The following is a 13,841-nucleotide window of genomic DNA, read 5'->3' on the forward strand; positions in this document are numbered from 1 at the left end:
AGATAAGACTGACGAAGTCAGTTACATATATCTACGGTAAGGCGACGCTGATGTGGTTTGAAGAGATTTTCGAAGAGTATTACTTGAAAAATACACAAAAACCGAGCCTAAGCAATAAACTCTCAGTCTCGGTTTTGATATTCCTTAAAGAATAGCTCGGTTTATTTCAATTGATCTGTAATGTCTTTTGATAGTAACATTCCCAGATGATAAGTTTTATTGATATAAGCAATGACATCATTGATATTTTCAGTTGTGTGAATTTTTTCTTTGATGTCAGCCCTAAATGTTTCATCCTTCAACAGTTGTTCTTGGTAGAGTCTTTGAAGTCTTTCCTTCTCGTACTTATTGAGCAGAAAAAGGAATACCAAGCTAATCACAACGAGGACATAGGCATATTGGCTCATAGGATATCTCCCTGTATGATAAAGAAGTAGTAGTGAATACATTGATTTAGTGGACCTAAAATAGCAGAATAAATCAGCAAAACTTGATAAGATTTTGAATAGGCCTCTAAACCAAATTTTGTATAGGATTGGGTGTTAGTTACTTAGACTGCTTTACAATCAAGTAATTAAAAGATTACGACATGAGTCTAACCAAATCAATATTATTTGGATTGGTGAATTAGTAAAGCGTTTAGGCAAGTGTCTCAAGTTACGACGTATTGTAATAGAAATCGATATTATTTCTATTACAATACTAGTGAGGCAGTTAGCTAGTCCGCATAAAAGTGGCTAGCGTCTAACAATTAGGAACTTTAGTTCCAATTGTTAGTACTGAATCACATCTTCTCTGGTGATTCTACTCCAAGTAAGCGAAGGGCTTCTTTGAGAACGACTGCGGTTGCGTAGCTAAGGGCTAGACGGCTGTCGCGTTCTGGACTTTCATCCAAGATGCGTGTATGTGCATAATATTTGTTGAAGGCTTGAGCCAGGCTAATTGCAAATTTAGCAATGATAGAAGGTTCAAAGTTATCTGCCGCACGATTGATAATACGTGGGAAGTCTTGGATGAGTTTGATGATTTCCCAGCTTTCAGCATCATTCAAGCTATAGTTACCAGCTGTTTTTGGTTTGAAATCCGCTTTGCGTAAGATAGATTGGATACGAGCGTAGGCATATTGAACGTAAGGTCCAGTTTCACCCTCGAAGGATACCATGGCTTCTAAGTCAAAATCATACCCATTTGTACGGTCGGTCTTGAGGTCATAGAATTTAATGGCTCCAACCCCAACAGCATGGGCTACTTGATCTTTGTTTTCAAGTTCAGGATTTTTAGCCTCGATTTGGGCCTTGGCACGACTAACAGCCTCTGCAACAGTAGGCTCTAGCAAGATGACATTTCCTTTACGAGTAGAGAGTTTCTTCCCTTCTTTTGTCACCAAACCAAAAGGAACGTGAGTAATGTCGTCACTCCAGTCATATCCCATCTCTTGCAAGACTGCTTTGAGTTGTTTAAAGTGGGCAGATTGTTCTTGACCAACGACATAGATAGATTTAGCAAATTGATATTCGTTTTTACGGTAAAGGGCAGCGGCCAAGTCACGTGTGATGTAGAGGGTTGCCCCGTCAGATTTCTTGATAAGAGCTGGATGTTCAATTCCATATTTCTCAAGGTTGACAACTTGGGCTCCTTCTGACTCAACAAGAAGTCCTTTTTCAGAAAGGATATCTACAACTGCATCCATCTTGTCATTGTAGAAGGCTTCTCCGTTGTAGCTGTCGAATTCAACCTTCAATTCATTGTAAAGGCGGTTAAATTCCACCAAACTTTCATCACGGAACCATTGCCAAAGTGCGAGAGCTTCCTCGTCTCCATTTTCAAGTTTACGGAACCATTCGCGTGCTTCTTCATCCAAGCTAGGGTCATTTTCAGCTTCAGCATTGATGCGAACGTAGAGTTTAAGAAGTTCATCAATCGGATGAGCTTTTACAGCTTCTTCGTCGCCCCATTTTTTGTAGGCAACAATCAGCATTCCAAACTGTTTACCCCAGTCTCCCAAATGGTTGACCTTGACCGTTTGATAACCGATTTTTTGGAAAATATGTGACAAGCTATCTCCGATAACAGTTGAGCGTAGGTGACCAATAGAGAATGGTTTAGCGATATTGGGACTAGACATGTCGATAACAACATTTTCTTGTTTGCCGATGTTTTGGTCAGCATAGTGTTCTTTTTCAGTGATAACAGCTTGCAATACTTGAGCAGAAATGGCAGATTTATCAAGGAAAAAGTTAACGTAAGGTCCCGTTGCAACAACCTTTTCAAAGGCTTGGCTGTCAATTTTTTCGGCCAGTTCAGTAGCAATCATTTGAGGTGCTTTACGTTCGACTTTTGCAAGAGAAAAAGCAGGGAAAGCGATGTCTCCCATTTCTGAGTTTTTAGGGGTTTCCAGTAAATTTAAAATAGCCTCTTGGTCCAGGCTATCAATGACGCTAGCCAACTCGCTAGCAATCAATTCTTTTGTATTCATTAAGAGCTCCTTTTTGGACTTTTCTACTATTTTATCACAATTTTAAAGAAAGAAGAAAAAATTTTTGAAATCTCCTGTTTTTTTGGTATAATATAGTTATAAAATTAGTTATAAATATACATATAAGAGGATTTTATGAGAAAAAGAGATCGTCATCAGTTAATAAAAAAAATGATTACTGAGGAGAAATTAAGTACACAAAAAGAAATTCAAGATCGGTTGGAGGCCCATAGTGTCTTTGTGACGCAGACAACCTTGTCTCGTGATTTGCGCGAAATCGGCTTGACCAAGGTCAAGAAAAATGATATGGTGTATTATGTACTAGCAAATGAGACAGAAAAGATTGATTTGGTGGAATTTTTGTCTCATCATTTAGAAGGTGTTGCAAGAGCAGAGTTCACCTTGGTGCTTCATACCAAATTGGGAGAAGCCTCTGTTTTGGCAAATATTGTAGATGCAAACAAGGATGAATGGATTTTAGGAACAGTTGCTGGTGCCAATACCTTATTGGTCATTTGTCGAGACCAGCACGTTGCCAAACTCATGGAAGATCGTTTGCTAGATTTGATGAAAGATAAGTAAGGTCTTGGGAGTTGCTCTCAAGACTTATTTTTGACAAGGAGAGACGGAAAATGGCGACAGAAAAGCTATCACCCGGCATGCAACAGTATGTGGATATTAAAAAGCAATATCCAGATGCTTTTTTGCTCTTTCGTATGGGTGATTTTTATGAATTATTTTATGAGGATGCGGTCAATGCTGCGCAGATTCTGGAAATTTCCTTAACGAGTCGCAACAAGAATGCGGACAATCCGATTCCTATGGCGGGTGTTCCCTATCATTCTGCCCAACAGTATATCGATGTCTTGATTGAGCAGGGCTATAAGGTAGCTATCGCAGAGCAGATGGAAGATCCCAAACAAGCAGTTGGGGTTGTTAAACGAGAGGTTGTTCAGGTTATTACGCCAGGGACAGTGGTTGATAGCAGCAAGCCGGACAGTCAGAATAACTTCTTGGTTGCCATAGATCGTGATGGCAATCAATTTGGCCTAGCTTATATGGACCTGGTAACAGGTGACTTTTATGTGACAGGTTTATTAGATTTCACACTCGTTTGTGGGGAAATCCGCAATCTCAAGGCGCGAGAAGTGGTGCTGGGTTATGACTTGTCTGAGGAAGAAGAACAAATCCTCAGTCGCCAGATGAATCTGGTGCTTTCCTTTGAGAAAGAAGGCTTTGAGGATATCCATTTACTGGATTCACGATTGGCAACTGTGGAGCAAGCAGCGTCTAGTAAGTTGCTTCAGTACGTACATCGGACTCAAATGCGGGAATTGAACCACCTCAAACCTGTTATTCGCTATGAAATCAAGGATTTTTTGCAGATGGATTATGCGACCAAGGCTAGTCTGGATTTGGTTGAGAATGCTCGTTCAGGCAAGAAGCAAGGCAGTCTTTTCTGGCTTTTGGATGAAACCAAAACAGCTATGGGGATGCGTCTGTTACGCTCTTGGATCCATCGTCCCTTGATTGATAAGGAACGAATCGTCCAGCGTCAAGAAGTGGTGCAGGTCTTTCTCGATTATTTCTTTGAGCGTAGTGATTTGACAGACAGTCTCAAGGGTGTTTATGATATCGAACGCTTAGCTAGTCGTGTTTCTTTTGGCAAAACCAATCCCAAGGATCTCTTGCAGTTGGCGACCACCTTATCCAGTGTGCCAAGGATTCGTGCGATTTTAGAAGGAATGGAGCAACCCGCTCTAGCCTATCTCATAGCACAACTGGATGGAATCCCTGAGTTGGAGAGCTTGATTAGCGCAGCAATTGCTCCTGAAGCTCCTCATGTGATTACGGAAGGTGGCATTATCCGGACTGGATTTGATGAGACCTTAGACAAGTACCGCCGTGTGCTCAGAGAAGGGACTAGTTGGATTGCTGAGATTGAGGCTAAGGAGCGAGAAAACTCTGGTATCAGCACGCTTAAGATTGATTACAATAAAAAGGATGGCTACTATTTCCATGTGACCAATTCGCAACTGGGAAATGTGCCTACTCACTTTTTCCGCAAGGCGACGCTGAAAAACTCAGAACGCTTTGGAACCGAAGAATTAGCCCGTATCGAAGGAGATATGCTGGAGGCGCGTGAGAAATCAGCCAACCTAGAGTACGAAATTTTCATGCGTATCCGTGAGGAAGTCAGCAAGTACATCCAACGTTTACAAGCTCTAGCCCAAGGAATTGCGACAGTTGATGTCTTACAGAGTCTAGCAGTTGTGGCTGAAACCCAGCATTTGATTCGGCCAGAGTTTGTAGATGATTCGCGGATTGATATCCAGAAAGGGCGCCATGCTGTCGTTGAAAAGGTTATGGGGGCTCAGACCTATATTCCAAATACAATTCAGATGGCAGAAGATACCAGTATTCAACTGATTACAGGGCCAAACATGAGTGGGAAGTCTACCTACATGCGCCAGCTAGCTATGACAGCGGTTATGGCCCAGATGGGTTCCTATGTACCGGCAGAAAGCGCCCATTTGCCTATTTTCGACGCTATCTTTACCCGCATTGGAGCAGCAGATGACTTGGTTTCGGGTCAATCAACCTTCATGGTGGAGATGATGGAGGCCAACAATGCCATTTCGCAAGCGACCAAGAATTCCTTGATTCTCTTTGATGAATTGGGACGAGGAACTGCAACTTATGATGGGATGGCTCTTGCTCAGTCTATCATCGAATACATCCATGAGCATATTGGAGCCAAGACCCTCTTTGCGACCCACTACCATGAGTTGACCAGTCTGGAATCCAGCTTGGAACATTTGGTTAATGTCCACGTGGCAACCTTGGAGCAGGATGGGCAGGTTACCTTCCTTCACAAGATTGAACCAGGTCCAGCTGATAAGTCCTATGGTATCCATGTTGCCAAGATTGCTGGTTTGCCAGCAGACCTTTTAGCAAGGGCGGATAAGATTTTGACTCAGTTAGAGAGTCAAGGTACAGAAAATTCTACTCCCGTGAGACAAACAAGTGCTGTCACTGAACAGATTTCACTCTTTGATACGACTGAAGAACATCCTATCCTAGCAGAATTATCTAAGCTTGATGTTTACAACATGACACCTATGCAGGCTATGAGTGTTTTGGTTGAGTTAAAACAAAAACTATAACACCAAAATTCACTAGTTAATCTAGCTGTATCAAGGAGATTTCTTTGACAATCCTCCACTTTTTTGCTAGAATAACATCACACAAACAGAATGAAAAGGAGCTGACGCATTGTCGCTCCCTTTTGTCTATTTTTTAAGGAGAAAGTATGCTGATTCAGAAAATAAAAACCTACAAGTGGCAGGCCTTGGCTTCGCTCCTGATGACAGGCTTGATGGTTGCTAGTTCACTTCTGCAACCGCGTTATCTGCAGGAAGTGTTAGACGCCCTCCTTGCTGGGAAATATGAAGCTATTTATAGTATCGGGGCTTGGTTGATTGGTGTGGCCTTGGTTGGTCTGGTTGCTGGTGGGCTCAATGTTATCCTTGCAGCCTATATTGCCCAAGGAGTTTCATCCGACCTTCGAGAAGATGCCTTCCGTAAAATCCAAACCTTTTCTTATGCCAATATTGAACAATTTAATGCGGGAAATCTAGTCGTTCGCATGACAAATGATATCAACCAGATTCAGAACGTGGTCATGATGACCTTCCAAATTCTTTTCAGACTTCCCCTCTTGTTCATCGGTTCGTTTATCTTGGCGGTTCAAACCTTACCCTCTCTGTGGTGGGTAATTGTTCTCATGGTAGTCTTGATTTTTGGCTTGACTGCTGTCATGATGGGAATGATGGGACCTTGTTTTGCCAAGTTTCAAACCCTGCTTGAGCGCATCAACGCTATCGCTAAGGAAAATCTGCGCGGTGTTCGTGTGGTCAAGTCCTTTGTCCAAGAAAAAGAGCAATTTGCTAAGTTTACGGAGGTTTCAGATGAGCTTCTTGGTCAAAACCTTTACATCGGTTATGCCTTTTCAGTAGTGGAACCTTTCATGATGCTGGTCGGATATGGGGCAGTCTTCCTCTCCATTTGGCTAGTTGCAGGGATGGTTCAGTCGGATCCGTCGGTTGTTGGTTCTATTGCTTCCTTTGTCAATTACCTAAGCCAGATTATCTTTACCATTGTCATGGTTGGATTTTTGGGAAATTCTGTCAGTCGTGCTATGATTTCTATGCGTCGTATTCGAGAAATTCTGGACGCAGAACCAGCCATGACCTTCAAGGATGTCCCAGATGAAGAGTTGGTCGGAAGCCTTAGCTTTGAAAATGTGACCTTTACCTATCCAATGGATAAGGAACCGATGCTGAAAGATGTGACCTTTACCATCGAGCCTGGTCAAATGGTCGGTGTAGTTGGAGCGACTGGTGCAGGGAAATCAACCTTGGCTCAATTGATCCCACGTCTCTTTGACCCACAGGAAGGGGCTATCAAAATCGGAGGCAAGGACATTCGAGAAGTGAGTGAAGGAACCCTGCGTAAAACAGTTTCTATCGTTCTCCAACGTGCCATTCTCTTCAGTGGAACGATTGCAGATAACTTGAGACAGGGTAAGGGAGATGCTACTTTATTTGAAATGGAGCGCGCAGCCAATATTGCCCAAGCCAGTGAATTCATTCATCGTATGGAGAAAACCTTCGAAAGTCCAGTTGAAGAACGGGGAACCAACTTCTCTGGTGGGCAAAAACAAAGGATGTCGATAGCTCGTGGAATTGTCAGCAATCCGCGTATTCTGATTTTTGACGATTCGACCTCAGCCTTGGATGCTAAGTCAGAGCGCCTGGTTCAGGAAGCCTTGAATAAGGACTTGAAGGGGACAACAACCATTATCATCGCGCAAAAAATTAGCTCGGTTGTCCATGCAGACAAAATCTTGGTTCTGGATCAAGGACGATTGATTGGTCAAGGCACGCATGCAGACTTGGTTGCCAACAATGCCGTTTACCGTGAAATCTATGAAACACAGAAAGGAAAGGAGGAGTAAAATGAAGACAGTTCAATTTTTTTGGCATTATTTTAAAGTCTATAAGCTATCATTTGTAGTTGTCATCCTGATGATTGTTCTGGCGACTTTTGCCCAAGCCCTCTTTCCGGTCTTTTCTGGACAAGCAGTGACGCAGCTAGCCAATTTAGTTCAAGCTTATCAAAATGGCAATCCAGAACTTGTTTGGCAAAGTCTATCAGGAATTATGGTCAATCTTGGTCTGCTGGTTTTGGTTTTATTTATCTCAAGTGTGATATACATGTGTCTCATGACGCGCGTGATTGCAGAGTCGACCAACGAGATGCGCAAAGGCCTCTTCGGTAAGCTTGCTCGCTTGACAGTCTCTTTCTTTGACCGCCGACAAGATGGCGATATCCTGTCTCGTTTTACTAGTGATTTGGATAATATCCTCCAAGCCTTTAACGAAAGCTTGATTCAGGTCATGAGTAATATTGTTTTATACATTGGTCTGATTTTTGTCATGTTTTCGAGAAATGTGACGCTGGCCCTCATCACCATTGCCAGCACACCAGTGGCCTTTCTTATGCTGATTTTCATCGTGAAAATGGCGCGCAAATACACCAACCTCCAGCAAAAAGAGGTAGGGAAGCTCAACGCCTATATGGATGAGAGTATCTCAGGCCAAAAAGCTGTCATTGTGCAAGGAATTCAAGAGGATATGATGGCAGGATTTCTTGAACAAAATGAGCGCGTGCGCAAGGCAACCTTTAAAGGAAGAATGTTTTCAGGGATTCTTTTCCCTGTCATGAATGGAATGAGTCTGGTTAATACAGCCATCGTCATCTTTGCTGGTTCAGCTGTCCTATTAAATGATAAGGTTATTGAAACAAGTACAGCCCTAGGTTTGATTGTTATGTTTGCCCAATTTTCTCAGCAGTACTACCAGCCTATTATTCAAGTTGCGGCTAGTTGGGGAAGCCTTCAGTTAGCCTTTACGGGGGCTGAACAGATTCAGGAAATGTTTGATGCAGAGGAAGAAATCCGACCTGAAAAGGCTCCAACCTTCACTAAGTTGCAAGAAGGTGTTGAAATCAGTCATATTGATTTTTCATACTTGCCTGATAAACCTATTTTGAAAGATGTCAGTATTTCCGCTCCGAAAGGCCAGATGACTGCAGTTGTTGGTCCGACAGGGTCAGGAAAAACCACTATTATGAACCTCATCAATCGCTTTTATGATGTTGATGCTGGTGGTATTTATTTTGATGGAAAAGATATTCGTGACTATGATTTAGATAGTCTCAGAAGTAAGGTGGGAATTGTCTTGCAAGATTCGGTCTTGTTTAGCGGAACGATTCGAGACAATATCCGTTTCGGTGTGCCAGATGCTAGTCAAGAAATGGTTGAGACAGCAGCCAAGGCAACCCACATTCACGACTATATCGAAAGTTTGCCTGATAAATACGATACCCTTATCGATGATGACCAGAGCATCTTCTCAACTGGGCAAAAGCAATTGATTTCTATCGCTCGAACCCTGATGACAGATCCAGAAGTTCTCATTCTTGATGAAGCCACTTCAAACGTAGATACGGTGACAGAAAGTAAGATTCAGCATGCCATGGAGGCAGTTGTAGCAGGCAGAACCAGTTTTGTCATTGCCCACCGTTTGAAGACCATCCTCAATGCAGACCAGATTATTGTCCTCAAAGATGGAGAAGTCATTGAACGCGGTAACCACCATGAGCTCTTAAAGCTAGGTGGATTCTACTCAGAACTCTATCACAATCAATTTGTCTTTGAATAAGAAAAAAGTTGTCCTATGTGGGCAGCTTTTTCTTGTACATAAAAAATATTTATCACGGCCTTTAAAAAAACATATTAGACGAAAGTCATTTTGAGTGATATGATAGGACTATCGTTAAGATTCGAAAGGAGAGGCATCATGGCTAGAACGGTTGTAGGAGTTGCTGCAAATCTATGTCCCGTAGACGCAGAAGGCAAAAATATTCATTCATCTGTATCTTGTAGATTCGCAGAGAGCATCCGTCAAGTCGGTGGTCTTCCTTTAGTCATTCCTGTTGGCGATGAGTCAGTTGTACGCGATTATGTGGAAATGATTGACAAATTGATTTTGACAGGAGGCCAAAATGTCCATCCTCAATTTTACGGAGAGAAAAAGACCATCGAGAGCGATGATTACAATTTAGTCCGTGACGAATTTGAACTGGCACTCTTGAAAGAAGCGCTCCGTCAGAATAAACCAATTATGGCAATCTGTCGCGGTGTCCAACTTGTCAATGTCGCCTTTGGTGGAACCCTTAATCAAGAAATCGAAGGTCACTGGCAAGGGCTACCTTTCGGAACATCTCACTCTATTGAGACAGTAGAAGGAAGCGTGGTGGCTAAGCTATTTGGAAAAGAAAGTCAGGTCAATTCTGTCCATCGTCAAAGCATTAAAGATTTGGCTCCTAATTTCCGTGTGACTGCTATTGATCCAAGAGACCAAACCATCGAAGCGATTGAGTCTATCGACGAACACCGTATTGTCGGTTTGCAGTGGCATCCAGAGTTTTTGGTTAATGAAGAAGATGGCAATTTAGAATTATTTGAGTATTTATTGAATGAACTGTAACGACTGGTATATCTGGTCGTTCTTTCTTTTATTATTTCAAAATTTTTGGAATGTGGCATTTTTACGCAAACGTTTGAATTCTGATAAAATTTGGAGAAATTCGACAAAAAAACTTGAAAAAAACGAAGGTAAGCGTTATGATAGAAAAGAAGAAATATTGGAGGAATAACATGTCACATATTAAATTTGATTATTCAAAAGTTTTAGACAAATTTGTTGCACCACATGAAGTGGAATACATGCAATCACAAGTAACAGCAGCAGATGAATTGATCCGTAAAGGAACTGGTGCTGGTAGCGACTTCTTGGGATGGTTGGACCTTCCTGAAAACTATGATCGCGAAGAATTTGACCGCATTTTGAAAGCTGCTGAGCAAATCAAATCAGACAGCGATGTTTTGGTTGTTATCGGTATCGGTGGATCTTACCTTGGTGCTAAAGCAGCAATCGACTTCTTGAATCACCACTTTGCAAACTTGCAAACAAAAGAAGAGCGCAAAGCTCCACAAATCCTTTACGCAGGAAACTCAATCTCATCTACTTACCTTGCTGACTTAGTAGAGTATGTAGCTGACAAAGACTTCTCAGTAAACGTGATTTCTAAATCAGGAACAACAACTGAACCAGCTATCGCCTTCCGTGTTTTCAAAGAACTCTTGGTTAAGAAATACGGACAAGAAGAAGCAAACAAACGTATCTACGCAACAACTGACCGCCAAAAAGGTGCTGTTAAGGTTGAAGCAGACGCTAACGGTTGGGAAACATTTGTTGTTCCAGATGATATCGGTGGACGCTTCTCAGTATTGACAGCCGTTGGTTTGCTTCCAATCGCAGCATCAGGAGCTGACATCAAAGCTCTTATGGAAGGTGCGAATGCAGCTCGCAAAGACTACACTTCAGACAAAATCTCTGAAAACGAAGCTTACCAATACGCAGCCGTTCGTAACATCCTTTACCGTAAAGGCTATGCAACTGAAATCTTGGTAAACTACGAGCCATCACTTCAATACTTCTCAGAATGGTGGAAACAATTGGCTGGTGAATCAGAAGGAAAAGACCAAAAAGGTATCTACCCAACTTCAGCCAACTTCTCAACTGACTTGCACTCATTGGGTCAATTTATCCAAGAAGGAACTCGTATCATGTTTGAAACAGTTGTCCGTGTTGATAAACCTCGTAAGAACGTGATTATCCCTAGCTTGGAAGAAGACCTTGACGGACTTGGTTACCTTCAAGGAAAAGACGTTGACTTTGTAAACAAAAAAGCGACTGACGGTGTTCTTCTTGCCCACACAGATGGTGATGTACCAAACATGTACGTGACTCTTCCAGAGCAAGATGCTTTCACTCTTGGTTACACTATCTACTTCTTCGAATTGGCTATCGCCCTTTCAGGTTACTTGAATGCCATCAACCCATTTGACCAACCAGGTGTTGAAGCTTACAAACGTAACATGTTTGCCCTTCTTGGAAAACCAGGATTTGAAGAATTGAGCAAAGAACTTAACGCGCGTCTATAAATAGAAGAAAAGAGTGGTTTGCCCACTCTTTTTACTCTCTTTATTCATAGAAATTGGACTCAGCCAAGACTTGTGATATAATATAGAGAGCAAAAAGGCAGACGCCTAGAGACTTTATAGGAGAAACTATGTCAAAAGATATCCGCGTACGTTACGCACCAAGTCCAACAGGACTACTACACATTGGGAATGCCCGTACAGCATTGTTCAACTACCTTTACGCACGCCATCATGGTGGAACTTTTATTATCCGTATTGAAGATACTGACCGTAAACGTCATGTCGAAGATGGTGAACGTTCACAGCTTGAAAACCTTCGCTGGTTAGGCATGGATTGGGATGAAAGTCCAGAAACACATGAAAACTATCGCCAGTCTGAGCGTTTGGACTTGTATCAAAAATACATCGATCAACTGTTAGCTGAAGGAAAAGCCTACAAATCTTACGTTACAGAAGAAGAGTTGGCAGCCGAACGCGAACGACAAGAAGCAGCTGGTGAAACCCCTCGCTACATCAATGAATACCTTGGTATGAGCGAAGAAGAAAAAGCAGCTTACATCTCGGAACGTGAAGCAGCAGGAATCATCCCAACGGTTCGTTTGGCTGTCAATGAGTCAGGTATCTACAAGTGGCATGATATGGTCAAAGGTGATATCGAATTTGAAGGTGGCAATATTGGTGGTGACTGGGTTATCCAAAAGAAAGACGGTTACCCAACTTACAATTTTGCTGTTGTCATCGATGACCATGATATGCAAATCTCCCATGTTATCCGTGGAGACGACCACATTGCCAACACACCAAAACAGCTCATGGTCTATGAAGCGCTTGGTTGGGAAGCTCCAGAGTTCGGTCATATGACTTTGATTATCAACTCTGAAACGGGTAAAAAATTGTCTAAACGCGATACCAACACCCTTCAGTTTATCGAAGACTACCGTAAAAAAGGTTATTTACCAGAAGCAGTTTTTAACTTCATTGCTCTTCTTGGTTGGAACCCAGGTGGTGAAGACGAAATCTTCTCTCGTGAAGAACTCATTAAACTTTTCGATGAAAATCGCCTCAGCAAGTCACCAGCAGCCTTTGATCAGAAGAAACTGGACTGGATGAGTAATGACTACATTAAGAGAGCTGACTTGGCAACTATCTTTGAAATGGCCAAACCATTCTTAGAGGAAGCAGGCCGTTTAACTGACAAAGCTGAAAAACTAGTTGAGCTCTATAAACCACAAATGAAATCAGTAGATGAAATTATTCCATTGACAGATCTTTTCTTCTCAGATTTCCCAGAATTGACAGAAGCAGAGCGCGAAGTCATGGCGGGTGAAACAGTTCCAACAGTTCTTGAAGCCTTCAAAGCAAAACTTGAAGCAATGACAGATGATGAATTTGTAACAGAAAATATCTTCCCACAAATCAAAGCTGTTCAAAAAGAAACAGGTATTAAAGGGAAAAATCTTTTCATGCCAATTCGTATTGCTGTTTCAGGTGAAATGCACGGACCAGAATTACCAGATACAATTTTCTTGCTTGGACGTGAAAAATCAATTCAGCATATCGAAAACATGCTAAAAGAAATCTCTAAATAAGAAGGATGCAACAATGGACATCTGGGAAAAGATGTACGAAGAAGCACAGAAACTATACAATCCACATGAAGTATCAGACTTTGTCTACGCCAACCATGTTGTAGCCGCAGTAGAAGCAGAAGATGGGCAAGTATTTACAGGTTTCTGTATGGAGGGAACCTGTGGTGTTTTCCATCTGTGTGCAGAGCGGGCAGCACTCTTTAATATGTACCAATTTTCAGGACAAACTAAGGTTAAGAAAGTATTGGCCTTTCGAGACAAACCACCCTATGGTGGAAGTTCAGCCATGCCTTGCGGTGCTTGTAGAGAATTCCTTTTAGAACTTAATGCTGAAAATAAAGATGCAGAATTCATGATGGACTACGCTACAAGAAAGACAGTGAAAGTCGCAGAACTAATCCCTTATTGGTGGGGAGAAGAACGTGCTTCTAAGTTTAAAGAGCAATAGAAGGGTCAGTACAATTCTGGCTCTTTTTACTTAACTTGAAAAAAGTTTAAAAAGTTTTAAAAAGTAGTTGACAAGTTTGAAAAAGGCTGTATAATAGTAAGAGTTGAAAATACAGCTCAGGTCCGTTGGTCAAGGGGTTAAGACACCGCCTTTTCACGGCGGTAACACGGGTTCGAATCCCGTACGGACTAT

At 42.0% G+C, this 13,841-nt stretch carries 10 protein-coding genes and 1 tRNA gene; 9 read left to right on the top strand and 2 right to left on the bottom strand.

All coding sequences use genetic code 11. The features are described 5' to 3' along the window. Positions 1-161: 161 nt before the first annotated feature. Together M1F37_RS09170 and argS are read right to left on the bottom strand one after the other, a co-directional pair. Entirely contained in the window at positions 162-407 is a 246-nt protein-coding gene (locus tag M1F37_RS09170; RefSeq protein WP_023943963.1) for a hypothetical protein, read from the bottom strand. 377 nt (positions 408-784) lie between these two features. Further along, a complete protein-coding gene (gene argS, locus M1F37_RS09175) occupies positions 785-2,476 on the bottom strand; it encodes an arginine--tRNA ligase (protein WP_247935566.1) in 1,692 nt (563 codons plus the stop codon). Positions 2,477-2,611: 135 nt separating this feature from the next. On the opposite strand from argS, the gene argR reads away from it, so the two are divergent. From argR to M1F37_RS09220, 9 genes are all read left to right on the top strand, one after another. Then, a complete protein-coding gene (argR, locus tag M1F37_RS09180; protein ID WP_247935567.1) occupies positions 2,612-3,058 on the top strand; it encodes an arginine repressor in 447 nt (148 codons plus the stop codon). A gap of 50 nt (positions 3,059-3,108) precedes the next feature. After that, positions 3,109-5,643 carry a DNA mismatch repair protein MutS gene (gene mutS, locus M1F37_RS09185; protein WP_247935568.1) on the top strand — a complete coding sequence of 845 codons (2,535 nt, stop codon included), beginning with the start codon at positions 3,109-3,111 and terminating at the stop codon, positions 5,641-5,643. Between the two features lie 146 nt (positions 5,644-5,789). Beyond that, a complete protein-coding gene (patA, locus tag M1F37_RS09190; protein ID WP_247935569.1) occupies positions 5,790-7,496 on the top strand; it encodes an ABC transporter ATP-binding protein in 1,707 nt (568 codons plus the stop codon). Position 7,497: 1 nt separating this feature from the next. Continuing rightward, a complete protein-coding gene (gene patB, locus M1F37_RS09195; RefSeq protein WP_247935570.1) occupies positions 7,498-9,264 on the top strand; it encodes an ABC transporter ATP-binding protein in 1,767 nt (588 codons plus the stop codon). 138 nt (positions 9,265-9,402) lie between these two features. Continuing rightward, complete coding sequence (locus tag M1F37_RS09200) at positions 9,403-10,092, top strand: gamma-glutamyl-gamma-aminobutyrate hydrolase family protein (protein ID WP_247935571.1); 690 nt, start codon at positions 9,403-9,405, stop codon at positions 10,090-10,092. 170 nt (positions 10,093-10,262) lie between these two features. After that, a complete protein-coding gene (locus M1F37_RS09205; protein ID WP_000018268.1) occupies positions 10,263-11,612 on the top strand; it encodes a glucose-6-phosphate isomerase in 1,350 nt (449 codons plus the stop codon). 128 nt (positions 11,613-11,740) lie between these two features. Further along, positions 11,741-13,201 carry a glutamate--tRNA ligase gene (gene gltX, locus M1F37_RS09210; RefSeq protein WP_247935572.1) on the top strand — a complete coding sequence of 487 codons (1,461 nt, stop codon included), beginning with the start codon at positions 11,741-11,743 and terminating at the stop codon, positions 13,199-13,201. A gap of 13 nt (positions 13,202-13,214) precedes the next feature. Continuing rightward, a complete protein-coding gene (locus M1F37_RS09215; protein WP_247935573.1) occupies positions 13,215-13,649 on the top strand; it encodes a cytidine deaminase family protein in 435 nt (144 codons plus the stop codon). Between the two features lie 119 nt (positions 13,650-13,768). Continuing rightward, a tRNA-Glu gene (locus M1F37_RS09220) sits at positions 13,769-13,840 on the top strand. Position 13,841 lies beyond the last annotated feature (1 nt).

Source organism: Streptococcus mitis, from assembly GCF_023109105.1.
In the GTDB taxonomy this organism is placed as follows: Bacteria; Bacillota; Bacilli; order Lactobacillales; family Streptococcaceae; genus Streptococcus; species Streptococcus mitis_BW.

Coding starts and splice junctions, on each gene's coding strand:
- mutS (WP_247935568.1), top strand. CDS start 3,109: ATGGCGACAGAAAAGCTATCACCCGGCATGCAACAGTATGTGGATATT.
- argS (WP_247935566.1), bottom strand. CDS start 2,476: ATGAATACAAAAGAATTGATTGCTAGCGAGTTGGCTAGCGTCATTGAT.
- patB (WP_247935570.1), top strand. CDS start 7,498: ATGAAGACAGTTCAATTTTTTTGGCATTATTTTAAAGTCTATAAGCTA.
- patA (WP_247935569.1), top strand. CDS start 5,790: ATGCTGATTCAGAAAATAAAAACCTACAAGTGGCAGGCCTTGGCTTCG.
- M1F37_RS09170 (WP_023943963.1), bottom strand. CDS start 407: ATGAGCCAATATGCCTATGTCCTCGTTGTGATTAGCTTGGTATTCCTT.
- gltX (WP_247935572.1), top strand. CDS start 11,741: ATGTCAAAAGATATCCGCGTACGTTACGCACCAAGTCCAACAGGACTA.
- M1F37_RS09200 (WP_247935571.1), top strand. CDS start 9,403: ATGGCTAGAACGGTTGTAGGAGTTGCTGCAAATCTATGTCCCGTAGAC.
- argR (WP_247935567.1), top strand. CDS start 2,612: ATGAGAAAAAGAGATCGTCATCAGTTAATAAAAAAAATGATTACTGAG.
- M1F37_RS09205 (WP_000018268.1), top strand. CDS start 10,263: ATGTCACATATTAAATTTGATTATTCAAAAGTTTTAGACAAATTTGTT.
- M1F37_RS09215 (WP_247935573.1), top strand. CDS start 13,215: ATGGACATCTGGGAAAAGATGTACGAAGAAGCACAGAAACTATACAAT.